This is a genomic window from Thiocapsa sp. (assembly GCF_018399035.1).
Lineage (GTDB): Bacteria > Pseudomonadota > Gammaproteobacteria > Chromatiales > Chromatiaceae > Thiocapsa.
Genome location: NZ_CP073760.1, coordinates 731,423 through 758,418 on the forward strand (window position 1 = coordinate 731,423; position 26,996 = coordinate 758,418).

Annotated in this window: 23 protein-coding genes; 14 read left to right on the forward strand and 9 right to left on the reverse strand. The window is 64.7% G+C overall.

Annotated elements, in window-relative coordinates:
• Positions 1-7 precede the first annotated feature (7 nt).
• The 3 genes from KFB96_RS03365 to KFB96_RS03375 all read right to left on the reverse strand — a co-directional run bounded on the left by KFB96_RS03365 (position 8) and on the right by KFB96_RS03375 (position 2,671).
• Positions 8-1,342: a site-specific integrase gene (locus KFB96_RS03365; RefSeq protein ID WP_213458987.1), complete on the reverse strand. Its 1,335-nt coding sequence runs from the start codon at positions 1,340-1,342 to the stop codon at positions 8-10.
• A gap of 674 nt (positions 1,343-2,016) precedes the next feature.
• Positions 2,017-2,373, reverse strand: a complete 357-nt coding sequence (locus KFB96_RS03370; RefSeq protein ID WP_213458989.1) for a transcriptional regulator — start codon at positions 2,371-2,373, stop codon at positions 2,017-2,019.
• Positions 2,363-2,671, reverse strand: coding sequence for a type II toxin-antitoxin system HigB family toxin (locus tag KFB96_RS03375; protein WP_213458991.1), 309 nt, complete (start codon positions 2,669-2,671; stop codon positions 2,363-2,365). The genes KFB96_RS03370 and KFB96_RS03375 overlap by 11 nt, the downstream gene beginning before the upstream one ends.
• Before the next feature lie 546 nt (positions 2,672-3,217).
• Here KFB96_RS03375 and KFB96_RS03380 point away from each other — a divergent pair.
• Positions 3,218-4,150 (forward strand): aldo/keto reductase, encoded by a 933-nt coding sequence (locus KFB96_RS03380; protein ID WP_213458993.1) that lies wholly within the window; start codon positions 3,218-3,220, stop codon positions 4,148-4,150.
• Positions 4,150-4,830: a DUF6064 family protein gene (locus KFB96_RS03385; protein WP_213458995.1), complete on the forward strand. Its 681-nt coding sequence runs from the start codon at positions 4,150-4,152 to the stop codon at positions 4,828-4,830. The genes KFB96_RS03380 and KFB96_RS03385 overlap by 1 nt, the downstream gene beginning before the upstream one ends.
• A 220-nt stretch (positions 4,831-5,050) precedes the next feature.
• On the opposite strand, the gene KFB96_RS03390 is transcribed toward KFB96_RS03385, so the two are convergent.
• The 4 genes from KFB96_RS03390 to KFB96_RS03405 form a co-directional block, all read right to left on the reverse strand.
• Entirely contained in the window at positions 5,051-5,485 is a 435-nt protein-coding gene (locus KFB96_RS03390; protein WP_213458997.1) for a nuclear transport factor 2 family protein, read from the reverse strand.
• Positions 5,482-6,117, reverse strand: a complete 636-nt coding sequence (locus tag KFB96_RS03395) for a Uma2 family endonuclease (protein ID WP_213458999.1) — start codon at positions 6,115-6,117, stop codon at positions 5,482-5,484. The genes KFB96_RS03390 and KFB96_RS03395 overlap by 4 nt, the downstream gene beginning before the upstream one ends.
• Before the next feature lie 100 nt (positions 6,118-6,217).
• A complete protein-coding gene (locus KFB96_RS03400; protein ID WP_213459001.1) occupies positions 6,218-7,834 on the reverse strand; it encodes a glycine betaine ABC transporter substrate-binding protein in 1,617 nt (538 codons plus the stop codon).
• The gene (locus tag KFB96_RS03405; RefSeq protein ID WP_213459003.1) at positions 7,831-8,583 is read right to left on the reverse strand and encodes an ATP-binding cassette domain-containing protein; all 753 of its coding nucleotides are present in this window, start codon (positions 8,581-8,583) and stop codon (positions 7,831-7,833) included. Before KFB96_RS03405 ends, KFB96_RS03400 begins: the two co-directional genes overlap by 4 nt.
• Before the next feature lie 98 nt (positions 8,584-8,681).
• Here KFB96_RS03405 and KFB96_RS03410 point away from each other — a divergent pair, with 98 nt between their 5' ends.
• Together KFB96_RS03410 and KFB96_RS03415 are read left to right on the forward strand one after the other, a co-directional pair.
• Entirely contained in the window at positions 8,682-10,760 is a 2,079-nt protein-coding gene (locus KFB96_RS03410; protein WP_213459005.1) for a molybdopterin-dependent oxidoreductase, read from the forward strand.
• Between the two features lie 228 nt (positions 10,761-10,988).
• Positions 10,989-11,831 carry a hypothetical protein gene (locus KFB96_RS03415; RefSeq protein ID WP_213459007.1) on the forward strand — a complete coding sequence of 281 codons (843 nt, stop codon included), beginning with the start codon at positions 10,989-10,991 and terminating at the stop codon, positions 11,829-11,831.
• A 304-nt stretch (positions 11,832-12,135) separates the two neighbouring features.
• Here the strand turns inward: KFB96_RS03415 and KFB96_RS03420 are convergent, their stop codons facing one another.
• Positions 12,136-13,098 carry a hydrolase gene (locus KFB96_RS03420; protein WP_213459009.1) on the reverse strand — a complete coding sequence of 321 codons (963 nt, stop codon included), beginning with the start codon at positions 13,096-13,098 and terminating at the stop codon, positions 12,136-12,138.
• Between the two features lie 388 nt (positions 13,099-13,486).
• Between KFB96_RS03420 and KFB96_RS03425 the strand changes: the two genes are divergently transcribed.
• The 7 genes from KFB96_RS03425 (at position 13,487) to KFB96_RS03455 (ending at position 23,133) form a co-directional block, all read left to right on the forward strand.
• The gene (locus KFB96_RS03425; protein WP_213459011.1) at positions 13,487-14,839 is read left to right on the forward strand and encodes a TolC family outer membrane protein; all 1,353 of its coding nucleotides are present in this window, start codon (positions 13,487-13,489) and stop codon (positions 14,837-14,839) included.
• A gap of 3 nt (positions 14,840-14,842) precedes the next feature.
• On the forward strand, positions 14,843-15,934 hold the full coding sequence (gene aroC, locus KFB96_RS03430) for a chorismate synthase (RefSeq protein WP_213459013.1): 1,092 nt from the start codon (positions 14,843-14,845) through the stop codon (positions 15,932-15,934).
• Between the two features lie 200 nt (positions 15,935-16,134).
• Positions 16,135-17,286, forward strand: coding sequence for an MFS transporter (locus KFB96_RS03435; RefSeq protein WP_213459860.1), 1,152 nt, complete (start codon positions 16,135-16,137; stop codon positions 17,284-17,286).
• Positions 17,287-17,622: 336 nt separating this feature from the next.
• Entirely contained in the window at positions 17,623-19,713 is a 2,091-nt protein-coding gene (gene glgX / locus KFB96_RS03440) for a glycogen debranching protein GlgX (RefSeq protein WP_213459015.1), read from the forward strand.
• Between the two features lie 104 nt (positions 19,714-19,817).
• On the forward strand, positions 19,818-21,047 hold the full coding sequence (locus tag KFB96_RS03445) for a glycoside hydrolase family 57 (protein WP_213459017.1): 1,230 nt from the start codon (positions 19,818-19,820) through the stop codon (positions 21,045-21,047).
• Between the two features lie 50 nt (positions 21,048-21,097).
• Positions 21,098-22,096, forward strand: coding sequence for a hypothetical protein (locus KFB96_RS03450; protein WP_213459019.1), 999 nt, complete (start codon positions 21,098-21,100; stop codon positions 22,094-22,096).
• A gap of 362 nt (positions 22,097-22,458) precedes the next feature.
• On the forward strand, positions 22,459-23,133 hold the full coding sequence (locus tag KFB96_RS03455) for a heme-binding protein (protein WP_366931526.1): 675 nt from the start codon (positions 22,459-22,461) through the stop codon (positions 23,131-23,133).
• Positions 23,134-23,320: 187 nt separating this feature from the next.
• Here KFB96_RS03455 and KFB96_RS03460 read toward each other — a convergent pair whose 3' ends face one another.
• Complete coding sequence (locus tag KFB96_RS03460) at positions 23,321-23,644, reverse strand: DUF1840 domain-containing protein (protein ID WP_213459021.1); 324 nt, start codon at positions 23,642-23,644, stop codon at positions 23,321-23,323.
• A gap of 403 nt (positions 23,645-24,047) precedes the next feature.
• On the opposite strand from KFB96_RS03460, the gene KFB96_RS03465 reads away from it, so the two are divergent.
• Genes KFB96_RS03465 through KFB96_RS03475 form a run of 3 tightly spaced genes read left to right on the forward strand, consistent with a single transcriptional unit; the run spans position 24,048 to position 26,976 of the window.
• Positions 24,048-25,721 carry a glutamine--tRNA ligase/YqeY domain fusion protein gene (locus tag KFB96_RS03465; protein WP_213459023.1) on the forward strand — a complete coding sequence of 558 codons (1,674 nt, stop codon included), beginning with the start codon at positions 24,048-24,050 and terminating at the stop codon, positions 25,719-25,721.
• Positions 25,718-26,302, forward strand: a complete 585-nt coding sequence (locus KFB96_RS03470; RefSeq protein WP_213459025.1) for a DinB family protein — start codon at positions 25,718-25,720, stop codon at positions 26,300-26,302. The genes KFB96_RS03465 and KFB96_RS03470 overlap by 4 nt, the downstream gene beginning before the upstream one ends.
• Complete coding sequence (locus KFB96_RS03475; protein WP_213459027.1) at positions 26,299-26,976, forward strand: uracil-DNA glycosylase family protein; 678 nt, start codon at positions 26,299-26,301, stop codon at positions 26,974-26,976. The genes KFB96_RS03470 and KFB96_RS03475 overlap by 4 nt, the downstream gene beginning before the upstream one ends.
• Positions 26,977-26,996 lie beyond the last annotated feature (20 nt).

The window sequence follows — 26,996 nt, forward strand, 5'->3', positions numbered from 1 at the left end:
CATTCTGTCATTGGCGATCCCGGTGTCGCTGCACCGGATCGGAAGGCGCGTCGGCGACGGGATTGCGAGGCCGTTCTGGTCCGCCAACCGCGCATGCCTCCGACTCGGCATCGGTGACGCTACTCCCGGTACACCAGTCCGCCCATTGCAGCATCATGGCGCGGCGCTTGTCGAACAGATCGCCGCGTCGATAGGCTTTTTCGGCCTTGTTGCCGATAACATGTGCCAGGGCCATCTCGCAGACATGGTTCGGGAAGCTGCTCACTTCACCGGCCCAATCTCGGAACGACGAGCGGAATCCGTGCGGGACCGCGTCGCCCCGCGTGCCGCCGACGCCGAACCCCATGCCGCGCATGACCTGCAGCAGGGCCATATTGGAGAGCGGTCGACCGTGCTTTGCGCCCGGGAACACGTAAGGGTGATTGACGACGCGCGGGAGGGTCTCGATGACGGCCATCGCGGCGTCGCTCAACGGGACGCGATGCTCGCGATTTCCCTTCATGCGCACGGCCGGTATCGTCCACACGCGGGCCGCGAGGTCGATCTCGGTCCATTGTGCACCCAAGACTTCCCCGGTGCGGCATGCGGTCAAAATCAGGAACTCGAGCGCGCGGGCGGAGATGCTGGTCAATCCGCGCAATTGCACCAAAAACGCAGCGACGTCTTGATAGGGAAGGGCGGGCTGCTGCCGGACCGTCTTAACCTTGGTCGGTTTCGGCAACAACTTGTCCAGATGACCTCGCCAACGGGCCGGATTCGCCGTATCCCGCCACTGCCGGGCAGCGGCAAAGTCGAGGATGTTCTCGATGCGCCCTTGGACGCGTTTGGCGGTCTCGGTCTTCGTGATCCAGATTGGCTTGAGCACCGAGAGAATGTGGTCGGTCGTGACCTTGTCCACGGGCTTGTTGCCGAGCGTCGGGCGAGCATAGGTCTTGAGTGTGGTCGTCCACTGTCTTGCGTGTTTGCGATTGCTCCAGCCATGCCGGTTCATCCTGATGAAGGCCGCTGCGGCTTGTGTGAACGTCGGAATCAACGGCTCGGGTTCGACGTAAACCTCGGGTGCAGGAGCCCACGCCTTCGCCGGATCGAGGTGCTCCGCCAAGAGAACCGCAGCCTCGTTGGCCTTCGACGTGGCTTGTTTGAACGACGTCACGGGTAGCGCTCCGAGGCTCAATTCCTTGCTGGTGCCGTCGAATTGATACCTCAAGAACCAGCCACGCGACCCGCCTCGAACGCGCAGAAAAAGGCGTCGTACATTCGTCGTATATTTCCCCGGAGGGACGGTCTCTGCCTGCCGAGCGGTCGTGATGACGACTTTTCCTGCTTGCGTACGGCTAGCCATGCGTCTCTGTCTGCCCCCAACTTTGCCCCCAATCGCGACGGAGATTGTAGCATACGCTCAGGGACGAGTACGGACATGAAAAGATTTATATAACTGTTTTTCATATTCTTATCTGGACGAAGAAGGGCGTTGTGAGACGGGAAATATGCGGACTCCCTCTCCGCCACTACAATTTTTAAGTTTTTGTTTTAAAAAGAATTTTCTCGTAAAATCTTCTCTCAGCCCACCTTCCGGTCCACCCTCGCGACAGTGTGAAGCCGGCACTACGATCAGACGAACGGTCGACCAATCGTCGCTGAGTACGTCCTTTCGTGGGTTTCGCGTGGGGCCTCCATCCCCACCATGCCACGTTCGGCACCCTCGGCAGACTGGCCTCAGCACGTCGCCCGTCGCCCTGACGTTCGTGTCGGCAGGTTGAACGCACCCACGATCTCCGCGTCAAGAATTCTTCGACCGCTCTCGGATAACAGCCCCTCGGGCATCTTTAGCCCTTTCCCATCGTCGTAGCTCTTCCGCGGCCTCGTGTGCCCCGGTCTGCCGACCTGGCGCCCGTCCGGTTGTGCCGTTTATGGATGGCCGAGTCCGGAATGATCGCCTCATGTGGGAGGGCTGACGGGCGCAATCCCGTCAGCCCGACCCGATCGGCTAAGGCTTCCTTGCGGCTTCCTTGTGCTTTATTCCCCCGAAAGGAGGCTTTCGTAAGGTATGTTGAGACCGTCGTGCAAGCGCTTGACCATGCGCAAGCTTAGGCTGCGCTTGCCGTTGAGTACTTCGGAGACGCGGCCGCTGGAGCCGATGTAGGGCTCTAAATCCTTAGGGGCTAGTCCTTGCTGCTCCATACGAAATTTGATGGCTTCGATGGGATCGGCCGGCCCTATGGGATAGTGACGGAACTCGTAGGCTTCGATTAGGGTCACCAGCACCTCGCGTTCATCGGCTTCGTCGGTCTGTTCAGGTACCTGAAAAATTGCCTCCAGTCGCTGAAACGCCTCCTGTAGATCGTCGTCAGTGTGGATGGGTTTAATAGTCATTCACGGTCTCCACGTCGATCCTGTCGTACTGGGCATGGGTGCCGATGAATTTCACCCATACGATGCCTGACTGATATTGCACCTCCACCACCAATCGGTATTTGTTACCGCCCACATTGAACACCACGCGGTTGTTACCGCAGATGCTGACATGGCGATACTGCGCCTTGATGTCTGGAGGTGATTTCCAGTCCGCCTTAAGGACCTCGTCATGCCAGCAGGTCAAGGGACCGCGAGCATCAGCGTACTGAGGTTGCTCCCAAAACTTTCGCAAGGTGCTCTTGGCGATGATACGCATACAGACACTGTAGCTCCCGTTACGGGAGGATACAAGGATCCATCACCGCCCGCGCCCCCCCAACACCCCAATATGCGTAAAGGGGGCGATGGGTTGGAGCTCGGCCAGCTCGCGCGAGGCGGGGTTGATCAAAAGGTACGGGATCGCGCCCGAAAGGGCTCTTTTCGGGAATGTGCAATGGGGGCAATGCCCGTGGAGCGAAGGCGCCCTACTGTTGGCAATCCTTGAACAAGATGGGAGGCAGGGGCGAGATGACAAAGATGCCCATCGATCTGCAAGACCTGAGGAAGAGGATCGACATCAAGGAGAAGGCTGAACCGGCCTGGCGCTTCTGGGGACTCTACGTCCACGTGTGCAAAGAGGAGACCCTGCACGCGGCCTATGCGATGGCGAAACGTTCAGCACGTGGCCGAGGCGATTGTGAGCAACAAGACCCATGTCTTATCGATCGCACTGATCGATGGCCTCCGTGCAACCATCCCCGCGATCACGGTCAAACTCCGGGATGCTCGAGTCCGCTCGGCGGACGGTACCTGGAGGATGTCTATGGATCGATCTTGCGTCTCGAGTCGGCGTGCCTTTCTTGCGACCCTCGCGGTCGCGCCTCTGTCCTTCCTGACGCTGCCGGGCAACAGCCCGGCGGAGGACGGTCAACCCCTTGTCAAACCGATCCCCTCAACCGGCGAACCTTTGCCGGTCATCGGCATGGGAACCTGGATCACCTTCAACGTCGGCGACGACCCGGTAGCGCGGGACGTGCGCACCGATGTCCTGCGTGCCTTCTTCGCGGCAGGCGGCGGCATGATCGATTCCTCGCCTATGTACGGGACGGCCGAGGCGGTCGTGGGCGATTGTTTGGCGAGACTGGATCGCCCCAAGGGTTTGTTCTCGGCGACCAAGGTCTGGACCTCCTCGACCGCGGAGGGTCTCGAGCAGATCGCGGCATCGGAGCGCCTCTGGGGCCTGCAGCGTCTGGATCTGCTGCAGGTCCACAATCTGGTGAACTGGAAGGGCCATCTGGAGACCTTATCGGCGATGAAGGCCGATGGGAAGGTGCGCTATATCGGCGTCACCACGTCGCACGGTCGTCGTCACCCGGAGCTTGCCCGGATCATGGAGACGCAGCCGATCGATTTCGTGCAGTTGACCTACAACATCGAGGATCGCGAGGTCGAGGCCCGCTTGCTTCCGCTGGCGGCGGAGCGGGGGATCGCGGTGATCGCCAATCGGCCCTTCCAGGGCGGCTCGCTGATCGATCGCGTCAAGCGTCATCCCTTGCCGGGTTGGGCGCGCGCGATCGACTGCACCGAATGGTCGCAGATTCTGCTCAAGTTCATCGTCTCGCACCCGGCCGTGACCTGTGCCATCCCGGCGACCAGTCGGGTGGATCACATGGAGGAGAACATGACGGCCGCGCGCGGTGGCATGCCGGATGCGGCGCTGCGACAGCGCATGGCCGCCGACATCGCCGCGCTCTGATGGACCTCTTGAGCTATTCGCTCGTCGACCTGATTCCCTTCTCGCGCGAGACCTATTTCAGGCTGTTCGAGCGCTACAACATCGGGCTCTGGCCGGCGCCGATCATCGGGCTGGCGATGGGTCTGACGGCCCTGTTCACGGCGCGTCGGGTGGAGGGTCGGGTGCTTCGGGCACCGTTTCTGCTGACCGCGGTCTGCTGGGTTTGGGTCGGCTGGGTCTTTCAGATCCACTGGTACGCGCCCTTGAGCTGGCCGGGGATCTCTTTCGGGATCGGCTTCGTGCTGCAGGGCGTGCTCATGGCGGTCGTACTCGGGTGGCGCCCGCTGATTGGCTCGCCGGAAGGCACGGATCGGGATCCCGGTCCGGGGCTGTGGATCCTCATCTTCGCACTCGCGCTGCAACCCCTGCTCGGACTCGTGTCCGGTCGCCCCTGGTACGGCCTGGAGGTCTTCGGCAGTGCGCCGGCCCCGACGGTTCTTGCAACACTGGGTCTGCTGCTGATGATCCGTCATCCGCTGCGCTGGCTGCTGTCGATCATCCCGCTTGTCTGGTGCCTGATCAGCGGGGCGACCCTCTGGGTCTTGAGCGTTCCGACCTGGCCGGTCATGCCGCTTGCCGCGGCGCTCTATTTGAGCGTCGTCGTTTGGCCGTGGGTCTCCGGGCGAAGCCGGCTTGAGTAAAGTGTCGGAGAGAGGTTGAGCGCCGAATCTGATCGTTGTCGTTGTCGTTGTCGTTGTCGTTGTCGTTGTCGCAATCGTGATCGACAACGACTGGGGGAAACGCGGTTTAAAATTCCATATTTTTGAAACTCTAAACCGCGCCAGCTCCAACAATCGTCGAGTCTGCCGTGGCCGATCCCATCCAAAAACACCACATCACCGCGCCGGGCGCGGTTTAGGTTCAATGCATCCGCGGCTTCGGGGTCTCGGACGGCGCCGTCTCGGGTCGCTTGCGCATGAGCGGCAAGGAGGCGTGATGGGCCGTCATCCGCCAGCCCTCGCCCGTTTGGCGGTAGACGTTCGTCGCCAGGATGCGGTTGGGCTCCTCGCGCGAGCGGCTCGGGCGGATCAGCTCCTCGACCAGATGCACGGCAAGTCCGTCGGTCGCCGTGCGTTGGATCACCCGGAAGTGCAGCTCGGGGCGCTCGGCCCCGGTCAGGACCTCGCGCCAACTGTTCAGGACCTCGCTGCGCCCCTGCAGGAGATCGCCGCCGGGGTGGACGCAGACGGGGCTGGGCTGCTCCGCCCAGACCGCTCCCATCAAGGCGATGTCGAGCGTCCGGAAGGCGGCATAGAAGGCGGCTTCGACCTCGTCCGGGGTCGGGAATCGGCTCATCGGCCGGAATCCGGCGCCGCGGGGGTGCCGAGCAGCGCGGTGCGCAACGCCCGGATCGCGCGGGTCTGGGTCGGCTCGCCCATGCAGCGGACGATGAGCGCGGGATCCAGCTCGGGCAGCGCGCGGCTGCGCGTCGCGGCCAGATAGGTCTCGTCCTGCAGGACGAAAAAGCGCAGCGTGCCGTCCTCCCAAAACCAGAACTCGGGCACGCCGAGTCCGCGATAGACCGCGAGCTTGTCCACACCGCCGCTCGTCCAGATCACCTCGATCGCGATATCCGGGACCTTCGGTGCCCGGCGGATCGGGCCCACCAGATAACACTCGTCGGCCTCGGCACCGAGCCGCTTGGCCTTTTCCTTCAGGGTCCAGGAGCCGTAGCCTTCAAGCTCGATGTCCTTGATCTCGGCGTAGGTCTCGAGCAGGCGGGCGAGCCGCGTTTTGAGTGATTCGTGATCGACGGACGGTGTCATCAGCTCCAGCTCGCCGTTGCAATAGGTGATGCGCACACCGCCGTCGTCGCCGCGGGCGGACAGCAGTGCCTCGTAGGCGTCCCAGCCGACGTTGCGCAGGAAGACACGCTGGTCGACATGGTCGGTGTCGCAGATGGCCGAAGGATGGTTGGCGGGCATCATGGCTGTGGTCGCTCTCGGTGAGATCGCATGGGGTGCTCGAGCCGCTGTCGATTCGAAGGTTAGTCGCCTGTTCGAGACGCGGCAAGGAGACTCGGCACGCTCAAGCTCGGGGTCTCTCGGAATCGGGATCCGCGTCTGCCCTGACCCCGTCCATCGGTTTCAGGCGCAGCCCGCGCGGCACCACCCAACGCTCCGCAAACTCGAACATCCCTTGGAGTCCGAGCGCGAGCAGCGCGGCCGGGACGGCGCCCTGCATGATGAGTGCGGTGTCGTCCAGGCGGATCCCGGTGAGGATGGGCTGTCCATAACCGCCGGCACCGATGAGTGCCGCGACGGTCGCGGTGCCGACGTTGAGCACGGCCGAGGTCTTGATCCCGGCCAGGATGGTGTTGGCGGCGAGCGGCAGCTCGATCAGGCGCAGGCGTGCGCCCCGGGTCAGCCCGAGGACGTCGGCCGATTCGCGGATCGGCACCGGGATGTCCATCAGGCCGGCGTGGGTATTGCGCACGATCGGGAGCAGGCTGTACAGAAAGAGCGCGACCACCGTCGGCAGCCAGCCGATCCCGAGCCAGGGGATGAGAAAGACGAAGAGTGCGAGCGAGGGGATGGTCTGGATCATCCCGGTGATGCCGAGGATCAGATGACCGAGGCGCGCATGCTGTGCAGCCAGCACCCCGAGCGGCACGGCGAAGAGGATCGCCGCGCCGAGCGAGACCCCGACCAGGCCCAGATGCTCGAGGGTGCGCTGGCCCAGTTGGCTCCAAAAACCTTGGCCCGAGACCGTGACCTCGAGCCCGAGGCCCTCCGATAAGAGGCGAGCGGCGACCGTCTGCTCGGAGTCGCCCTCCAGCTTCACCGCCCCGTTCATGCCCGCCATGGTCGGTGCGTCGATCGCGCCTTCGAGACGGCGAAAGGCGGCCAGGGCGTCCGGCGCCTCCTCGGCCAGCTCCGTGCGGTAGAGCAGGATGGCCTGGTAGTCCTCGAAATAGCCCAGATCGTCGTCGAGCATGCGCAACCCGTAGCGGGCGATCTCGGCATCCGTGGTGTAGACCACCGTCACGTCCAGATGCCCGGCGGCGATGCCCCGGTAGACCAGGTCGTGGTCCAGGCCCTGCACGCGGGTCTGCGGGAGTCGGTAGCGCTGTCTCAAGCCCGGCCAGCCGTCGGCGCGCTCCAGAAACTCGCTGCTGAAGCCGAGCCGCAGATCCGGATGCTCGCGCAGATCGGAGATGCGTTGCAGACCGAGCTGCTCCGCCAAGGGTTCGGGGACCGCGATGGCGTAGGTGTTCTCGAAGCCGAGCGAGGCCGATGATCGGACCCCGCGGGCCGCGAGCGCCGCATCCAGCCGTTCGGGCGAGGACACGTCCTCGCCGGCCAGGATCTCGCGGACCAGCGTGCCGCTGTATTCCGGATAGATGTCGATCTCGCCGCTCAGCAGCGCGCCCCAGAGGATGCGCGTCCCGCCCAGCTCGGCGCGATGACGCGCCGGGTGGCCGGCGTCGAGTGCCAGCAGGCGCAGCGTCTCGCCCAGGATGACCGACTCGGTGAACTTCTTCGAGCCGATGACGACCGGGCGGGGCGTCGATTCCTCCGCGGACGGCTCGGCCGACCAAGTCGCGAGTCCGACCGCGAGAAGCAATGCGACGAGCGTCGCGAGCGCAAAGCCGGCGGCCGGAAGCCGGCGGCTGGAGGCCCTTCTCGAGATGCCGCGCCTCATCCTCCCGCTCCGAGCAAAACCCGCTGCGGCTCGCGTTGCGCCGCCACGAACTGCGCGACGAAGGGCTCGGCGGGACTGTCGAGAAGCACCCGCGGCTCGGCCTGTTGGACGATGCGACCGGCCCGCAGCAGGACGATCCGATGCCCGAAGAAGACCGCCTCGGCCAAGTCATGCGTCACCATCAGCACCGTCTTGCCGAGTCGGGCGAAGATCGCCTTGAGCTCGCGTTGCAGCTCGAAGCGGATCATGGGATCCAGCGCCCCGAGCGGCTCGTCGAGCAGCAGCAGATCCGGGTCGAGCATGAGCGCACGCATCAGGGCGACGCGCTGTCGCTGGCCGCCCGAGAGCTCGATCGGATAGCGTGCCAGCATCGCAGTCGGGAGTTGCACCAGGTCCGCAAGCGCGGCGAGACGCTGCTCGCGACGCTCGCGTGGCCAGTCCAGCCGGCGCGCCATCAGGGTCACATTGTCGCGTACGCTCAGATGCGGAAACAGTCCGCCGTCCTGGATCATGTACCCCATGCGCAGTCGGGCAGGGCGCAGGCTGCCCGTATCCAGTCGGGCGCCCTCGAACCACACCTGGCCGCGATCGGGCCGGATCAGGCCGGCGGCGAGGCGCAGCAGCGTGGATTTGCCGCAGCCGCTCGGGCCGATCAGAACCGTCGTCTGCGCCTCCGACACATCCAGGTCGACACCCGCAAGCGCGAGCGTGCCGCCGTAGTCCTTGAAGATCCCTTCGAATCGCAGCATCGGTTGATTCCCGTCGACTGTGCATGAACGGCTTGAATTCGTGCCTATCGGCTCGAATTCCAGTGCATCGTCAAAAGGAGCTTCAGGATTCTCGCCGTATGTCGTGGAAAACCAGTACCTGTTACGAGTGTGACGCCAACTGCGGGATTCAGGTCGAGCTCGACGACGACGGCGAGCCGATCCGCGTCCAAGGCCCCGATTGTCCGCGCTGCTATGTGCAGCTGGACCGGCGTAATCATCCCGACCGTATCCTCTATCCGCTCAAGCGCGTCGGGCCGCGCGGGAGCGGCGCGTTCGAGCGGGTGTCTTGGGACGAAGCACTCGACAGCATCGCCGAGCGTCTGAGCGCCGCGAAGGCCGAGCACGGCGCACCCGCCGTGGGCTTCTTCGCCGGCTACACCAAGGAGGCGCGGCCGCAGTTGCAGCGTCTGGCACACGCCTTCGGCTCGCCGAACTACCTGACCGAGAGCGGTTGCTGTTTCTCCGCGACCATGGTGGCCGAGAAGGTGACCTTCGGCTACAAGATCAAGACGACATCCACGGTGGTCTCGCCGAAGACGCGCTGTCATCTGATTTGGTCGACCAACCCGCGCGGCTCGATCCCGCCCTTCGATACGCATCCGCTGGTCCTGCGCCGGCCGGGCAAGACCCTCATCGTGGTCGATCCGCGACGCACGCCACTCGCCGAAGAGGCCGACATCCATCTGGCGATCCGCCCGGGGACCGACGGTGCCCTGGCGCTCGGCTTCCATCATCTGATCTTCGAGAACGGCTGGCAGGACCAAGCCTTCCTGGACGAGTGGGCCAACGGCGTCGAGGGCTTCCGAGACTATGTCCGCGACTTCACGCCCGCGCGTGTCGCCGAGATCTGCGGCATCGCGGAGCAGGATCTGCGCACCGCCGCCGAGCTGTTCGCGACCACCCCGCCGGCCCAGATCACGCTCTCGCCCACGGCGACGGTCCAGCACAGCAACGGCTTCCAGAACCACCGGGCCGTGATCCTGCTCTCGGCGGTGACCGGCAACCTGGACCGCGAGGGCGGCAACCGTTTCTTCAACGACAAGGCCGCGCCCAAACCGATCGAGTTGTTCGACTACTGCCGCACCCATCTCCCGCCGCGCGTCGGCGACGAGGTCTATCCGGTCTGGACGCGGTATTGGCCGGCGGCCCAGAGCATGCTGCTGCCCGACTGCATCCTGGACGGGCGCCCGCAGCCCATCCGCGCCCTGCTGGCGATGGGGATCAATACCGCCATGTGGCCCAACTCCAAGCGGATGGAGCGCGCGCTCGGTGCGCTCGACTTCTTCGTCGCGACCGACTTCTTCCACAACCCCGCTACACGGATGGCCGACTTCGTGCTCCCGGCGGCGACCAGTCTGGAGCGTCCCGCGCTGATCGCCTATCCCGGCTGCGCCTATCAGGGCGAGCTGCGCTATCGCCGGCCGGTCGTCGCGCCCAAGGGCGAGGCGCGTCCGGACGGCGAGATCTTCCTGCAGCTCGGCGTGCGACTCGGTATGGCCGAGCAGTTCTGGAACGGCGACCTTGCGGCCTCCTGGGCCGAGGCAGCCGAAGGCATCCCGGAGGAGATTCGCCGGGAGGTCTACGACAACCCGGACGGCGTCGTCGTCTACGCCGAGGCGATCGAGGATCTGGTCGAAAACGGATTCATGGACGCCGATCGGCTCTATCGGCTGCGCGGTTTTCGCACGCGGTCCGGAAAGGTCGAATTCGATTCGGTCGAGCTGCGCGAGGCCGGTCACGACGGACTGCCGATCTATCGCGAGCCGCCCGAGAGCCCGATCTCCACACCCGCGCTGGCGGTCGATTACCCGCTGGTCCTGACCAGCGGGGCACGCACCAAGTTCGACACCCATTCCCAGCACAACTACATCGAGCGGATGCGCCGCGCGATTCCCCATCCCTTGGCCGAGATCCATCCGGACGACGCCGCACTGCGCGGCATCGAGAACGGCGATTCCGTCATGGTCAGCTCCCCGCGCGGGGCGGTGCGTTTCATCGCCAAGGTCACCGACCGGATCAAGTCGGGTGTGGTGCACTGTACCCATGGCCGCAACGACGCCAACATCAACGAGCTGACCGACGACCGGCACCTGGATCCCATCAGCGGGTTTCCGCCGTTCAAGTCGCTGCTGTGTCAGGTGGCGCGGGTGGTTTAGAGCCTTCAGCCTTCAGCCTTCAGCCTCCAGCCTCCAGCCTCCAGCCGGGAGCATGATGGGCTGGAGACGTTCGCCTTTGTGCGTTGAAGGTTTTGTTGATCTCGAATGGCTGATCGCAGGAACCTACTCCGAACCCCGAACCCCGAACCCCGAACCCCGAACCCCGAACCCCGAACCCCGAACCCCGAACCCCGAACCCCGAACCCCGAACCCCGAGGTCCCCGAACCGTGCCCTTCATCGGCGTCCTACCTGAACGCGAGCACCTGTTTCAGCCCCGCCCCCGGTGCGATATCGGGGTGAACGACGCCGCCGCTTGGCGGCTCAACCCGGCGCATCGCCAGGTCTACGACAAGCTCTCTCTTGCGCTCGATGCGGGTCTGCGTGCCGCGCCCTGCGGTGTCGACCCGCGCGACTGCGGGATCGCGCGCGATGCGCAGGTCTTCGTCAAGCCCATCGTCAACCTTGCCGGTATGGCGGTGCGGGCGCGTGCCGTGCCGGCCGATGCCGTACCGAACGAGGCGGGCAGCTTCTGGTGCGAGCGGCTCGAAGGTGCGCATACAAGCAGCGACTGTTTGGTGCAGGACGGGCGTGCGGTCTGGTTTGCCCACACACGTGGCTCGGACGAGAAGGACCGGGAGCGCCCGATCTACTGGGAGGTCGGGGCCGCTCTCCCGGACCTGGAGCCGCTGATTGCGGATTGGGTCGCCCGCCACCTGAAGGGTTACAGCGGTCTGTGCAACCTGGAGATGATCGGTGGGCGCCCGATCGAGGTGCATTTACGGGGCTCGAACGGATTCTTCGACTTCTATGGTCCCGATTTCATCCCGGCTTGGGTCGCGCTGGTCGACGGGGCCGATTTCACACCGCCGCCGCCGATCCCGGGCGGCTTCGTGATCTCGGTCTTCGGCGAGGTCGTGATCGACGAGGCGCAGCGCGAGGCCGCGGCAGAGCAGGGTGTTCGGGTCGATCTCGACACCCGCACGGCCGATCGGTCGGCGATCCTGCGCAGCTCCGACAAGGATGCCGGACTGGACGTCCTGCGGAGGCTGACCGGACGCACCCCGGCTTAGGCGATCTGCGGGGGTGAACATCCCGACTGCGCATGCATCAAGGGACCTGTGGGGCGACTTAAGTCGCCCCTTGGTCTATGGATCTTTTCCGGAAATCACTTTTAACGACCGACCTAAACCGCGTCCAGAGCGAGATGCTCACTTTCGAGTGAGCTCGAAGTTTGGTGAATCTACGACCCTTAGCGGGGGGCGCGGTTTAAAATTTTATATTTTTTAATACCTTAAAGCGCGCCGGCTCCAGCGGTTCTGAAATCCGCCGGGGCCGATCCCATCCAAAAACATCGCATACCGCACTGGGCGCGGTTTAGCGCGGCCCTGTCTCGCTCAGACCCCGAACGATCCGGTCTTCGAGCCAGTAGTGCGCACGCCAAGGCCAGGGGCCGTCGATAAACCCGACATGGCCACCGTGATCGGCGAGCTCCAAGGTGATGCCGGGGCCGAGCTCATGCTCCCAAGGGATGGTGGTCGGGAACATGAAGGGATCGTCCACGGACTGGATGATGAGTGTCGGGGTCCGGATGGCCGGCAGATACTGTCGGCAGCTTGCCCGGCTGTAGTAATCGAAGACCCCCTCGAAGCCGTTCAGCGGTGCCGTGATCCGGTCGTCGAAGGCGTTGAAGTCCCGGATGGCGTCGAGATCGACGTCGAGCGGGAAGCGCCGCCCGGCGAACTTCCGCCGCAGGCTCCCCTTGAGCTTTCCCAACAGATAGCCCCGATAGATCTTCGAGAATCCGATATCCAGCCTGAGCATGGCATCGCGCAGGACAAAGGGGACCGACACCGCGATGGCCGATCCGACGGCGGGGTGCCGGGTCTCGCCGAGATACTTCAGCAGCAGGTTTGCGCCGAGCGAAAACCCGATCGCAGCGGCCGGCGGACCTTCGGGGTCTGTACCGAGAACGGCGAGGACCTCCGCCAGGTCTTCCGTGGCACCCGAATGGTAGGCACGGTCGAGCCGGTTCGGCTCCTCGGAGCACCCGCGCAGAAACATGAAGATCGGTTGATAGCCCTCGCGCTCCAAGCGCTCGACCAGGCTTGCGGCATAGTGCGACTCGAGCCCGCCCTCCAGCCCGTGGATCACCAGGACCCGCGGCCCTGCGCCATGGCCGACGGCCAAATCGATGAAATCGCCGTCAGCCAGCTCGATGCGTCGACGCGCGAGATCGGGTCGCGGGCAGGGTCGCGACAGACTCGGCCAAAGCGTCTGCAGATGCGCCCCGGGAAGCCACCAAGCCGGTCGGAAGGTGCTGCGTGTGATCAAGCCCATAGCCCGCGAAATCTCCGCTGTGATCCAGAACATCCGCGCGAAACCGATGGAGCGACAGCCGTAGGATGGGTAGAGCGCAGCGAAACCCATCCTCCAAACCACCAAGGGTTCCCTCGGTCACCCCGAGAGCGCAGCGAAACCCATCCTCCGAACCACCAAGGGTTCCCTCGGTCACCCCGAGAGCGCAGCGAAACCCATCCTCCGCACCGCGATGTCTTCCGGCTGTTGTCTATTCAGATCGGTGCGGGGATGGGTTTCGCTGCGCTCTACCCATCCTACGGATCGGGTTGTTGGAGGGTCCGCAGATTGAGAGCCGGCCCCCTTGTCCCCTATACTGATGGCCTTCAGGGTATCACCTGACCCCGCGAGCCCGACCAAGGAATCCAACATGCGAACACGCCTTTCGACCCTGATCGCCGCATTACTCTGCGGTCTGGCATCGGCGAGCCAAGCCGAGGATCTCCTGCAGATCTACGACTTGGCGGTTCAGAGCGACCCCCAGATCCGTCAAGCCGAGCAAAACCTGTTCGCAACGCGCGAGGTCAAGCCTCAGGCCCGCTCCCTTCTCTTGCCGAATCTGAGCGTCGTCGGCACGGCGGACTATCAAAACGTCGATGCGAGCGGAACCAGTAGTTTCGGGACGAGTTTCAGCAGAAACGACAGCTTCAGCACCCAGGGAGCCCAGGCCGTCGTCAGCCAGACGGTCTACAACCGAGCCAACTGGATGACCCTGCAACAGACCGACAACATCATCGCGCAGGCCGAGGCCCAATACCGCGACGCCCAGATCTCCTTGATGGTCGACACCGCGGATCGCTATTTCGGGGTCCTGCGTGCCGCCGATGCGGTGACCGTACAGGAAGCACTGGTGCGCGCCGACGAGCGTCAGCTCGAGCAATCCCGGCAGCGCTTCGAGGTCGGTTTGGTCGCCATCACGGATGTGAACGACAGCCAGGCCGCATACGACCGTTCGCGTGCCAACCTGATCACGGCGAAGAACGACCTCGACAATGCCTGGCAAGCGCTCCTCACCATCGTCGGTCCGATCCAGGTGCCGCTCGCGCGACTCGGCGACACGCTGCCGCTGACCCCGCCCGAGCCCAACAACATCGAGATCTGGGCCGAAACCGCCGGGCGCTCGAATTACGGCATCATCGCGGCGAGCGAGGCGGTGAGTGCGGCCAAGAAGGGGATCCAAATCGAGCGCTCGGGATATTACCCGTCGGTGAACCTGCAGGCCGGCTACGACGTCGCTCGCTCGGGGGCCGAGTTCAACACCGATTCGGACACCGGGTTCGTCGGACTCACGCTCAACGTGCCCATCTATCAGGGCGGCGCGGTCGCCTCGCGGACACGCCAGGCCGGGTTCAACTTCCGTGCCTCGCAGGATCAGCTCGATGCGACACGCCGGCAGGTCGATCAACAGGTCAAGGACGCCTTTCGCGGTGTTATCTCGAGCATCGAGGACGTGAAGGCACGTCAAGCCGCGGTCGTTTCGGCGAGGTCATCGCTCGAATCCACCGAGGCAGGTCAGGAGGTCGGTACCCGCACCCAGGTCGACGTCCTGAATGCGCAACGTCTGTTGTTCCAGGCCGAGTTCGATTACTTGAGCTCGCGTTATGACTACATCCTCAACGGCGTCCGACTGCACCAGGCCACCAGTACACTGACGCGCGAGATCCTCGGGCGCGGCAATGCTTGGCTCAATCCCGAAGACACGATCGCCCCGCTGGCGTACTGAACCATGTCCGGCAACAGCTTCGGGCGCATCTTCGTCTTCACCAGCTTCGGCGAGAGTCACGGTCCGGCCATCGGCGGTGTTGTCGACGGCTGTCCTCCGGGGCTCGCGCTTGCGGCCGAGGATCTGCAGCGCGACCTGGATCGGCGCAAGCCCGGCCAGTCGCGTCACACCACGCAGCGGCGCGAGTCCGATACGGTGGAGATCCTCTCGGGTGTGTTCGAGGGCCGCACCACCGGCGCGCCGATCGGCCTGCTGATCCGCAACGAGGACCAGCGCTCCAAGGATTACTCCGAGATCGCCGCGCGCTATCGGCCGGGTCACGCCGACTACACCTACGATCAGAAATACGGCCGACGCGACTATCGCGGCGGCGGGCGCTCATCGGCGCGCGAGACCGCCGTGCGGGTCGCGGCCGGGGCGATCGCCAAGAAATACCTGGCCGAGCACGCCGGCATTGCGGTGCGCGGCTATCTGTCGCAACTCGGCCCCATCCGTCCCGCGGGTTTCAACTGGGATCAGGTCGAGCGCAATCCCTTCTTCTGCCCCTGTGCCGCGACGGTTCCTCGTCTCGAGGCGTACATGGACGACCTGCGCAAGGAAGGCAACTCCATCGGCGCGGCCATCACGGTCGTGGCGAGCGGCATGCCGACGGGTCTCGGCGAGCCGGTGTTCGATCGGCTCGATGCCGACATCGCCCACGCCATGATGAGCATCAACGCCGTAAAGGCTGTCGAGATCGGTGCCGGTTTCGCCTGCGTCGAGCAGAAGGGCACCGAGCACCGCGACGAGATGACCCCGGAGGGATTTCTCTCCAACCACGCCGGCGGCATCCTCGGCGGGATCTCCTCGGGTCAGGACGTGCTGGTGCGTATCGCGTTGAAGCCGACCTCCAGCATCCGGCTGCCGGGACGCACCATCGACACCGCCGGTGACGCGACCGAGGTGGTCACCAAGGGGCGACACGACCCCTGCGTCGGCATTCGGGCCACGCCCATCGCCGAGGCCATGCTCGCATTGGTCCTGATGGATCATCTGCTGAGGCACCGCGGCCAGAACGCCGGCGTGGTGCCGCCTACCCCGCCTATCCCCGCTTGAGCCGGTTCCGCGGCGACAGGAGGCGATTCGGTACCCGTCTCGCGTCATTCCCGGCCACGACCTCTGCGCGACGCGGTACGGTCAAGAATCCAATGAACTGAACCGTATCGACGATGGTCCCGATGGGCCAGCGCAAGGTCGATCCAGGACGCACAGCAAGCATGTCACAGCGGACGCGGTTCAGCGCTTGGCCAGAGGCGATGCCTTACTGGCGCCTTTCCGGCTACTACTTCTTCTATTTCGCGGCGCTCGGTGCACTGGTGCCCTTTTGGGGGCCCTATCTGCAATCGAAGGGGTTCGACGCGCTGGCGATCGGTCAGCTCATGGCGATCCTGGTGGGCACCAAGATCGTCGCGCCGATGCTCTGGGGTCATATCGTCGACATCACCGGCCGGCGCATGCCGATCGTGCGTTTCGCGTCGCTGGTCTCGGCGGTGACCTTCCTCGGCGTCTTCCCGGCCGACGGCTTCTGGACCATCGCCGCGGCCATGGTCCTGTTCAGCTTCTTCTGGAACGCCTCGCTTCCGCAGATGGAGGCGGTTACCTTCAATCATCTGGGGCATCGGCCCGCCGGCTATGCCCTGATCCGCCTATGGGGCTCGGTCGGATTCATCCTGGTCGTGGCGATCCTGGGCGTGCAGTTGGAGTCCGCGCCGATGAGCGTGGTGCCGATCTGGGTGCTGATCCTCTTCGTCGGCATTTGGCTGTCGACCCTGACCGTCCCGGACAGCGCGCCCGTCACGGGGGATCATGCCACGCCCGGGTTGCGCGTGCTCTTGGCCCGACCCGAGGTCATCGCGTTCTTCGCCGCCTGCTTTCTCATGCAGGCGAGTCACGGGATCTATTACGCCTTCTACTCGATTCATCTCGCGGAGGTGGGGTACTCGACCTCTGCGATCGGTGCGCTTTGGGCACTCGGCGTCGTGGCCGAGGTGCTGGTGTTTCTCGTGATGCGCAACCTGCTCGAGCGTTTCGGTGCGCGTCATGTCCTGATCTGGAGTCTGGCGATCGCGGTCGTGCGGTGGCTTCTGATCGGGACCTTCGTTGCGATCCCGGCGGTGGCGATCTTTGCCCAACTCATGCACGCCGCCACCTTCGGGACCTTTCATGCCGCAGCGATCCACCTCGTCCATCAGTATTTCCGCGGACGGACCCAGGGGCGCGGGCAGGCGCTCTACAACAGCCTGAGCTTCGGCGCGGGCGGGGCGCTCGGTAGTCTGATCGGTGGTTTGCTCTGGAGCGCCGAGGGCGCGGGGGTCACCTTCGGAATCGCATCCGGGGCCGCGGCGCTCGGGCTGCTTGCGGCCTGGCGCTGGGTGGATCGTCCCGCGACGAAGGTTGCCGGCCGCTAGCAGAGCAGTGTAGAGATTCTCAGACCGTCCGAGATCATTTGCGTTGTCGTTGTCGTTGTCGTCATCGACCATCGATACGACCACGACCACGACCACGACCACGACCACGATTACGACAACGACAACGACAACGGACGGTCTCGACATATCTGCCGTGCTGCACGAGTCACGACGCTGGCCGGATCTTTACCCATCCCGAGGTGCGTTTCGGGGCCATTCCGGGACTCATCACGGATCCGGCTCAACGGGTCGCGTGTTATTCTATTTTCTTTCGCGGGTCCTCCGACACCGCCAACCGCACCGAGCTTGCTCGGTTTGACCTCAGCCATCACAGCCATGTCAGTCGATCAATTTGCCTTTCAGATCCTTCCGGGTCGTCGCTACCCCAACGGGGCGAGCGTCGAAGACGACGGGGTCAACTTCTCCGTGTTCAGCCGCCATGCCTGCGGGGCCGAGCTGCTGCTCTATCGCAGCGCGGACAGCGCGGAGCCCTTCCAGGTCATCCGGCTGGACCCGGAGGTCAACCACACCTTCTTCTACTGGCATGTGCTGGTCGTGGATCTGCCGCCGGGAACGCACTACACCTGGCGCATGGAGGGTCCGTTCGAGCCCCGTGCCCGCGGCTGGCGTTTCGATGCCGGCACCGAGCTGCTCGACCCTTGGGCACGCGCCGTCAATCTCTCGCATTGGGATCGCTGGAATCGCCTGAACAAGGGTGTGAAGCCTCATGACTCGCCGCGCGGCTTGGTCCTCGCCGAGGAGTACGACTGGGAAGGCGACACGCCGATCCGCCGCCCCACCGAGCAGACCATCATCTACGAGCTGCATGTCGGCGGCTTTACCCGGCATGCCAGCTCGGGCGTGCATCATCCCGGGACCTTCCTCGGTCTGATCGAAAAGATCCCCTATCTGCAGGACCTCGGCATCACCCATGTCGAGCTGATGCCGGTCATGGCGTTCGACGAGCAGGACGTCCCGCCGGGCGTCTGGGAGGCGGGGCTGCGCAACTTCTGGGGCTACAGCAGCTTCGGCTTCTTCTCGCCCCATCCCGGTTACTGTGTCACCCCCGAGCAGGGCACGCATCGGCGCGAGTTTCGCGACATGGTCAAGGCTCTGCACAAGGCCGGCATCGGCGTCATCCTGGATGTGGTGTTCAACCATACCAGCGAGGGCGGCAACGGCGGCCCGACCATCAGCTTCAAGGGGCTCGGCAACGAGACCTTCTATTGCCTGGACAGCCTGGACAAGCGCATCTATCTGGACTTCACGGGCTGCGGAAATACGGTCAACGCCAATCACCCCGTCGTGTCGCGTTTCATCATCGATGCCCTCGAGTATTGGGTTCGCGAGATGCACGTGGACGGATTCCGTTTCGATCTCGCCAGCGCCATGGCGCGGGACTCGGACGGCCGGCCGATGGCCAACCCGCCCGTGCTCTGGGCGATCGAGCTCTCCGATACGCTCAACGCCTCCAAGATCATCGCCGAGGCATGGGACGCCGCCGGCCTGTATCAGGTCGGCAGCTTTCCCGGCTATCGCTGGATGGAATGGAACGGCTGCTTTCGCGACAGCGTACGGCGTTTCGTTCGCGGCGACCCGGGGCTGGTTCCGGAGATCGCGACTCGGCTAGCGGGCAGCAGCGACCTCTATCAGGCCAACCTGCGTCAGCCCATCAACAGCGTGAACTTCGTCACCTGCCACGACGGCTTCACGCTCTGGGACCTCGTCTCCTACGAGCGCAAGTACAACCGCGCCAACCGTGAAGACAATCGCGACGGGACCGACGACAACCTGAGCTGGAACTGCGGTGTCGAGGGCGAGACCGATAATCCCGAGATTCTCGCGCTGCGTCGGCGTCAGGCCAAGAACCTCTTGACCCTGATGTTCATGAGCCAGGGTATCCCGATGCTCCTGGCCGGCGACGAGGTGCTGCGCACCCAGCAGGGCAACAACAACACCTGGTGCCAAGACAACCCGCTGGGCTGGTTCGACTGGTCGTTGGTCGAGCGCAATGGCGACATGCTGCGGTTCGTGCGCGGATTGATCGCCCTGCGCAAACGTCATGCGAGTCTGCGTCGCCGCCACTTCCTGTCCGGCCAGCCGCGCAACGGCAGCGATCTTCCTGATGTGGCGTGGCACGGAACCACGCCGGGCGATCCTCCCTGGGATGACCCGGACGCACGGGTGCTCGCCTTCACCTTGGCGCGCGCACGCCAAGACGATGACTTGCTCTGCGTTCTCATCAACATGGATGCCGAGGCGAAGCGGTTCGAGATCCCGATGATCCAGCAGTGTCGTTGGTACACCGCGCTCGACACCGGACGGGCGAGCCCGACCGATCTCGTCCTGCCCGAGGATCAGATCGCGCTCGAAACAGCCTCCGTGCTGGTGCGCTCGCGCAGTATTCAGATCTTCGAGGGACGCTGAGCGAAAACGTGCCGTGCAAGGGCGTAGGATGGGTAGAGCGCAGCGAAACCCATCACTCCCGGGCGCCGACGATCCATCCAGGCACCCCCTGACTGTGGTGATTCATGACTCGGACCCACATTTATCACGCCCTCGGGCTGCACATGCACCAGCCGCCCGGCAACCTGCGCCTCCTGATCGATACCAATCCTTGGGAGGCCGAGGAGATCATCCGTTGCTACGAGCGTGTGCCGCGCTATGCCTTGCAGTATCGCGACGTCGCACGGCTTCATGTCGGTTTTTCAGGTGTGTTGCTCGAGCAGCTCCTCGATCCCGGGATCGTGGACCGGTATCGTCATATCGTCGACATCCCGGCGATGCTCGAGTATTACCGCGAAGCCGACAATATCGAGCTGATCGGCATGGGCTACTCCCACCCCATTTTTCCCTTGATCCCGCATGCCGATTGGTCGGAGCAACTGGCCTTGGGGCGCGCGCAGATGGAGCGGATCTTCAGCCGCGCCCCGCGCGGCTTTTGGCCCCCGGAGATGGCCTTCACCATGGCGATGATCCCCGCGCTGGTGCAGGCTGGCTATGACTACGTGGTCGTCGACGGCGTGCACGTCCGCCCGGAGGACGGCATCAGCGACATCTTTCGCCCTTATATAGCCTGCCATGAGGGTGTGTGCATCAGCGTCGTCCCGCGCGATCGCGATGTCTCCAACGCCCAAGAGAGCGGGCTGAATCCACGTTGGTTTCGCGACGAGGTCCTGCGGCGGACCGCAGGCTCGCCGCGGCCGGACGAGAAACGCCTGGTCACGACCTGGTCGGACGGCGAGAACGGCGGCTGGTTTCGCCAAACCCACGAGCCATCCGGATTTTTCGGTCACTTCTTCGCCCCCTACATGGAGCAGGTGCGCGACGGAACCTGCCCGATCATCCCTGTGCGTCTTGCGGACTATCTCGGGCGGGTGACACCGACTGCCCATGCGCAGGTTCAAACCGGTGCCTGGAACGTGGGCTCCACCTCGGGGGAGGATCTCTCTCGGTGGGCGGGCAGCGCGCGCCAACGCGAAGCCGTTGCGGAGGTCGCACGGCTCAGTGCCCGCTATTGGCAGCTCGTGCGCGGACCTGCGGCCGCGGCTGCTCGGTGCGTCGAGCCCCTGTCGCGCGCCCGTCGTTTGATCCTCGAGGCCGAGACCAGTTGTTTTCTGTTCTGGGGCGATTCCTGGATCCCGTACCTGCATGCACGGACCCATGACGCATCGCTCGCATTGGACGAGGCGGATTTCGCGCTCGCGCAGCCGTCCCGTGCCGATGCGACCGAGCTTGGTGTGGGCGGCCTCGCGGAGTGAAGCGAACGCTCGTTCCAAGGTTCCCCTTACGAGAACGCGGAACGCATCTCGTGCTGGCGAGTGCAGGTGACGGCGGACTTTGCGTCTTCTGGCACCTCTCGGGCGACGATCTCATCCCCGTCGCGGCCGGTTTTGCGCGCGACGGCCCCAAGCCGGTGCCCGTGCTGCGACTGCGGCGTCTCCACGCCGGGGAGCCAACGCTGGTGCAGGAAGTCACCCTGCAGCTGCGTGGTCCGAGCGGCCACGGGGAGCAGGTCTTTTCGGTCGATGCACGGCCGGCGCGTTACGACGCCGAGTTGGGCCTGAGCGATGCGGCCGGCGGTTGGGTGATGCTCGCCCGATCCAACGTCCTTGATCACGGCGCGCGGGTCGATGTCCGCTTCTCGACCGTCGAGCGCATCGGGGCACCCTCCGATAGGCTGATCGAGGCTCCGGCGCCGGCTGCGACGCGGCGGACCGATCCTCCGAAGTCGGGATCGGCAGCGACGTCGTCGTCAACGGCACGAGAGCCGCTCGGCGCGCGATCCGTCGTTCCCGAACAGACCGGAATCCGCGCCGTCGACGTCTTGGCCCGGCGCGGTGAGCGCCTTGATCTCGGGACGGTTCGCGTTTCGGATCCTGTTCCCGATCGCGAGCCCAGGCCGGCCGCCGAGATCCCTGAGCAGCTCGATCGCTCCGGCCAATCGCCGAACAGGCACCCGGATTCCGCCGAGGCTCCACCGTCGCGCGACGCCGTATCGGCAGCGCAGAGCGACGTTGCCATGCCCCAGCCGGCTCACGCCGCCGAGCGGCGCTCGAGCCCATCGCCGACCGCGCCGATGCGCTACGGCCAGCCGACGCCCGGCGCCGCCGAGCTGTTGATCGAGGCCGAGCTGCGCGTCAACGGCTGTGCTGCACCCGGCTCGCTGATCGACCTCTTCGGTCACCCCTACCGCGTCGGACCGGGAGGCCGTTTTCAGCTCGTCATTCGGGTCGATGATCCGGAACTGATCAGGCGGGCTTTCGAGCGCAATCCGCCGGACCTGCCCGATCGTCCGGGCGACGCCTGAGCGCCCCGTCGGGTTGGCGCGGCCACGCGGCAGAGTGTTGGCGGTGTCGTCGGCGGTTCAGCATCGGTTTTAGGCGATTTCCGGGAATGATCATCCCGGCCGTGCGTGTTGCCGATGCTTACCGGGCGACTAAAGTCGCCCCTACATGTTGGTCGATGCTTTCCCGGAAATCACCTTAGCCTCCAAGTCTCAGCTCAGACGGATGAGCTTGATACAGGCCGAGCCGCTTGTTGGCGTGGCGATACCGAGTACGCTCATCTTTGTCCCGTTCACCTTTCACCCTGAACCTTTCTCCTTCCCGCCCCCGCCTCCATGTACACCGTTCAAGCCGGTGTCGATCCCGTGAACAAGGAGCACCTCTGATGATCGGATCAAGATTCAACACTCTGCGCACGACAACCCTGGTCTGCGCCCTTCTCATGTCGTTCGGAGGGACCGAAGCGATGGCAGTCGAGGAACCCGATTACACGGTTGTTCGGACCTTTGCCGATTTCGAGCTTCGTCGTTATCCGCCCTATGCGGTTGCCGAAACCGAGGTCGCGGGCCCCTTCGACGAGGCCGGGAATCAGGCGTTTCGCATCCTCGCCGGCTACATTTTCGGAGATAATCGCGCGGACGCCAAGATCGAGATGACGGCGCCGGTCAGCCAGCGGCCGGCGACGGGCGAGGGCGAGCGCATCGAGATGACGGCACCCGTGGTGCAGCGCCCGGCAAGCGGGACCGCGGGCGAGACCTTCGTGGTCAGCTTTGTCATGCCGGATCGGTTTACGCTGGACACCCTGCCCGAGCCCGTCGACCCGCGGGTACGGTTGCGTGAGGAACCCGGCAAGCTGATGGCCGTGCGGCGCTATTCCGGACGCTGGACCGAGACGCGCTATCGCGAGAACGAGACACGTCTCCTGCGTGCCGTCGAAGAGGCCGGCCTGAGGCCCCTCGCCGCGCCTGTCTATGCGCGCTACAACTCGCCCTTTTCGCTCTGGTTCATGCGGCGAAACGAGGTGATGGTCGAGGTGGCGGAGACCGGCTCGAAACCCTGATCGGCTCGGCTCGGAGTCGAGCCGATCGGAGCTCAGCCGGGGCGAGGCGCTTGTCTCGCCCACTCGAACGGCCTCAGGTGGTTTCGGCGGATTGCTCGGAGAGGGTCGGCGCCGCGCCCGGCGTCGCAGCCTGTTCATTTTCCCGCGCCGCGGCGTCCTCGCGCCGGATCCGGCGAATCACGGCGCTTCAGTCCCACATCACATAGGCGTCGTCCGCCGCCGCGGCGGTCAGCAGCTCGATCAAAGGCAGTGCACGGTGCGCGAGGCTCACGTACTGACCCTCTTTGCCGTCCTGCGGAGCCGCTTGAGAGCCGCTTGGAGTCGGGTCGAGCGGCTTTTCGGCATGCTCCTCCACCGCGGCCTTGAGTTTCGCCAGGGCCGCCGGGATGTCCTCCGGCATGAGCGCGCCGGGGACCGCAGCGCTATGTCCCATCAGTTTGAGGAGCGTGACGGCGACGTCCCCGAACATGGTGATGTCGGCGTACGCCTTGGTTCGAAATGTCACCAGCATGATAACCTCGATCGGGTTGAGTCTGTCTTGGGCGGACGGTCGTTCAGGATAGCGCAACTCGCTGCGGCGAGTGCGTCGTTCACGCGATGGCCTCGGGCGTGAATCGCGCGCTTCCCGCGACCCTTTCAATCCGGGCGGCAAGCGCTAGAATGCGATGCTCGGGGCCGATTCCGCGATCGCACGGCCCACCCGGCAATCTCGGTTAAACTGCGTCCAGTGTGAGATGCTGACTTTCGGGTGAGCTCGACGTTCGGTCCATCCACTGCCCTTAGCGGGGGCGCGGTTTAAAATAATATAGCTTTTAATATCTTAAACCGCGCCGGCTCCGGCGGTCGTCAAGTCTGCCGGGGCCGATCCCATCCAAAAACATCGCATACCGCGCTGGGCGCGGTTTAAGAGCATCATGAGCGACACCGTCGAGACGCTACGCACCAATTTTATCCGCCAGATCATCGAGGCCGATCTGGCCGCCGGCAAGCACGCGCGCATCGTCACGCGCTTCCCGCCGGAGCCGAACGGTTATCTGCACATCGGGCACGCCAAGTCCATCGTCCTGAACTTCGGCCTTGCGCAGGCGTTCGGCGGCACCTGCAATCTGCGCTTCGACGATACCAACCCGCACAGGGAGAATGTCGAGTTTGTCGACTCCATCAAGGCGGATGTGCGTTGGCTCGGGTTCGACTGGGGCGATCGGGTCTATTTCGCATCGGATTATTTCGAGCGACTCTACGGATTCGCCATCGAGCTGATCGAAAAGGGTCTGGCCTACGTCTGCGACCTGACTGCCGAGGAGACCCGCAGCTACCGCGGGACCCTGACCGAGCCCGGCCGGGACAGCCCCTATCGCGAGCGCACGGTCGAGGAGAATCTGGATCTCTTCACGCGGATGCGCGCCGGCGAGTTCCCGGACGGCGCCCGCACCCTGCGTGCGCGCATCGACATGGCCTCCCCGAACATCAACCTGCGCGACCCGGTGCTCTATCGCATCAAGCACGGTGTCGTCCATCATCAGACCGGCTCCGCCTGGTGTCTCTATCCGACCTACGACTACACCCATCCCATCTCCGATGCGCTGGAAGGCATCACGCACTCGCTCTGCACGCTCGAGTTCGAGGACCATCGCCCGCTCTACGACTGGTGCGTGAACAACGTCTCGGTGCCCTGCAAGCCGCGTCAGATCGAGTTCAGCCGGCTGAATCTCGAATACACGGTCATGAGCAAGCGGCGCTTGACCGAGCTGGTCGGCGAGCGTCATGTCCACGGCTGGGACGACCCGCGCATGCCGACCGTCGCCGGCCTGCGACGCCGCGGCTACACGCCGGGTGCAATCCGCGACTTCTGCGAGCGGGTCGGCGTCACCAAATCCGACAACCTGGTCGAGATGGCCCTGCTCGAAAGCACCATCCGTGAAGACCTGGACGCGACGGCGCCACGTCGAATGGCCGTGCTGCGTCCGCTGAAGGTGGTCATCACAAACTATCCCGAGGGCCGCACCGAATCGATCGAGGCACGCAATCATCCCAAGGATGCCGCGATGGGCGAGCGCGCGGTCCCGTTCGGTCGCGAGATCTATATCGACCGGACCGACTTCGAGGAGATCCCGCCGAAGGGGTTCAAGCGTTTGGTCCCCGGTGGCGAGGTCCGCTTGCGCAACGGCTATGTGATTCGCTGCGACGAGGTCGTGAAGGATGCCGACGGTGCGATCCTCGCCTTGCATGCGAGCGCGGATCTCGACACGCTCGGCCGCGATCCGCAGGGCCGCAAGGTCAAAGGCGTCATTCATTGGGTCTCGGCCGAGCACGGGGTTCGGGCCGAGATCAGGTTGTACGACCGTCTGTTCCGAGCTCCGATACCGGGTGGCGGTGGAGCGGATTTCCGCGGCGACATCAATCCGGAGTCCTTGCGCATCCTGACCGATGCGGTCCTCGAGCCCGCCTTGCAGGGCGCGGCGCCCGGTGAGCGCTTCCAGTTCGAGCGCGAGGGTTATTTTGTCGTCGATGCCGATGCGACGCCCGAGCGGCCGGTCTTCAATCTGACCGTCGGGCTGCGCGACACCTGGGGCAAGGGCCGATCATGAGGGGAGGCGCACCGGACGACCTCGACCCGCTGCGGGCCTTGATCCCTTGGCACGAGCGTCGCGCTGCGGATCTCGGTCTGCGACTCTACGCCTCGTTCGTGTCCCCGGCGGCGATCCTGCGGGCATTCCGGCGCGACGCTTTGCAGGCCAGAACGCTCGCACAGGGTCTCTCGGAAGAGCAGGGGAGGGCTCGGATCCGGATCGCGCGCTTTCCGGGGATCGAGGACAGCAGCCGCGACTGGTCTGTCTACATGACGCTCGACCATCTCGTCATGGTCAATACCGCCGTCATGGTACTGATCCACGCGATCTGCACCGATCACAATCACGGCGCCGAGATCGGCCTGGAGGACGTCCGGCCGCACGACGACGCCGGCCCCGATCGCATCACTGCCTTGGAAGCGGCAGTCGAGCGCTACACGGACGTGGTCCAGCGACTGGGCTCGCTGCGCTCGCGCGAGCGTCACCCGCATCCTTGGTTCGGTCCGCTCAATGCACGTCAGTGGCACGCCGTGGCCGCGATCCACAATCGTACGCATCGCGCTCAGATCGAGAAAATCCTGCGGCGTCTCCGGGCATGAGCTCGGGCGAGGGACTAGAAGGCGTCGATGCGCTCGCGCGACTGTATCTCGATCTGGTCGACTGCCGGCGCTGCCCCGGGATGCAGGGGCCGCCCGTACATGGTCAGGCGGTCATCTCGCCGGTCATGATGGTCGGTCAAGCCCCGGGCACGCGCGAGATCCTGCAGGGCATCCCGTTTTGTTGGACCGCCGGCAAGACGCTCTTTCGTTGGTTCGAGTCCATCGGGATCGACGAGCCGAACTTTCGCAGTCGCGCCCTCATGAGCGCGGTCTGCCGCTGCTTTCCCGGCAAAGCCCCGAAAGGCGGCGACCGGGTTCCCGACGCCGCCGAGGTCGAGCGCTGCAGCGGCTGGTGGCGAACGGAGGTCGAGCTTGCACGGCCCCGATTGATCATCCCGGTCGGCAAGCTCGCCATCACGCAGTTCATGGCGTCCAAGCGTCTGAACGACGTCGTCGGAGCGCGATGGCCCTATCGCTCCCCGAGCGGTTTGGAGGCCGACCTGATCCCGCTCCCGCATCCCTCGGGTGCCTCGACCTGGTTCAAGATGGAGCCGGGTAGAACGCTGCTTGAAAAGGCGCTGTCACTGATCGACGCGCACCCGGCGTGGCAAGAGATTCGGACTGCGTCTGCTGTGGGGCATCCGCCACCTGCCGGTCGGAGCGGCGCAGCCTAATCCGAGACGCGAGCGTGTCG

What these genes read in the sequence shown, in the direction of transcription:
- KFB96_RS03365 (WP_213458987.1), bottom strand. Translation starts at nt 1,342, where the DNA reads ATGGCTAGCCGTACGCAAGCAGGAAAAGTCGTCATCACGACCGCTCGG.
- KFB96_RS03370 (WP_213458989.1), bottom strand. Translation starts at nt 2,373, where the DNA reads ATGACTATTAAACCCATCCACACTGACGACGATCTACAGGAGGCGTTT.
- KFB96_RS03375 (WP_213458991.1), bottom strand. Translation starts at nt 2,671, where the DNA reads ATGCGTATCATCGCCAAGAGCACCTTGCGAAAGTTTTGGGAGCAACCT.
- KFB96_RS03380 (WP_213458993.1), top strand. Translation starts at nt 3,218, where the DNA reads ATGGATCGATCTTGCGTCTCGAGTCGGCGTGCCTTTCTTGCGACCCTC.
- KFB96_RS03385 (WP_213458995.1), top strand. Translation starts at nt 4,150, where the DNA reads ATGGACCTCTTGAGCTATTCGCTCGTCGACCTGATTCCCTTCTCGCGC.
- KFB96_RS03390 (WP_213458997.1), bottom strand. Translation starts at nt 5,485, where the DNA reads ATGAGCCGATTCCCGACCCCGGACGAGGTCGAAGCCGCCTTCTATGCC.
- KFB96_RS03395 (WP_213458999.1), bottom strand. Translation starts at nt 6,117, where the DNA reads ATGATGCCCGCCAACCATCCTTCGGCCATCTGCGACACCGACCATGTC.
- KFB96_RS03400 (WP_213459001.1), bottom strand. Translation starts at nt 7,834, where the DNA reads ATGAGGCGCGGCATCTCGAGAAGGGCCTCCAGCCGCCGGCTTCCGGCC.
- KFB96_RS03405 (WP_213459003.1), bottom strand. Translation starts at nt 8,583, where the DNA reads ATGCTGCGATTCGAAGGGATCTTCAAGGACTACGGCGGCACGCTCGCG.
- KFB96_RS03410 (WP_213459005.1), top strand. Translation starts at nt 8,682, where the DNA reads ATGTCGTGGAAAACCAGTACCTGTTACGAGTGTGACGCCAACTGCGGG.
- KFB96_RS03420 (WP_213459009.1), bottom strand. Translation starts at nt 13,098, where the DNA reads ATGGGCTTGATCACACGCAGCACCTTCCGACCGGCTTGGTGGCTTCCC.
- KFB96_RS03425 (WP_213459011.1), top strand. Translation starts at nt 13,487, where the DNA reads ATGCGAACACGCCTTTCGACCCTGATCGCCGCATTACTCTGCGGTCTG.
- aroC (WP_213459013.1), top strand. Translation starts at nt 14,843, where the DNA reads ATGTCCGGCAACAGCTTCGGGCGCATCTTCGTCTTCACCAGCTTCGGC.
- KFB96_RS03435 (WP_213459860.1), top strand. Translation starts at nt 16,135, where the DNA reads ATGCCTTACTGGCGCCTTTCCGGCTACTACTTCTTCTATTTCGCGGCG.
- glgX (WP_213459015.1), top strand. Translation starts at nt 17,623, where the DNA reads ATGTCAGTCGATCAATTTGCCTTTCAGATCCTTCCGGGTCGTCGCTAC.
- KFB96_RS03445 (WP_213459017.1), top strand. Translation starts at nt 19,818, where the DNA reads ATGACTCGGACCCACATTTATCACGCCCTCGGGCTGCACATGCACCAG.
- KFB96_RS03455 (WP_366931526.1), top strand. Translation starts at nt 22,459, where the DNA reads ATGATCGGATCAAGATTCAACACTCTGCGCACGACAACCCTGGTCTGC.
- KFB96_RS03460 (WP_213459021.1), bottom strand. Translation starts at nt 23,644, where the DNA reads ATGCTGGTGACATTTCGAACCAAGGCGTACGCCGACATCACCATGTTC.
- KFB96_RS03465 (WP_213459023.1), top strand. Translation starts at nt 24,048, where the DNA reads ATGAGCGACACCGTCGAGACGCTACGCACCAATTTTATCCGCCAGATC.
- KFB96_RS03470 (WP_213459025.1), top strand. Translation starts at nt 25,718, where the DNA reads ATGAGGGGAGGCGCACCGGACGACCTCGACCCGCTGCGGGCCTTGATC.
- KFB96_RS03475 (WP_213459027.1), top strand. Translation starts at nt 26,299, where the DNA reads ATGAGCTCGGGCGAGGGACTAGAAGGCGTCGATGCGCTCGCGCGACTG.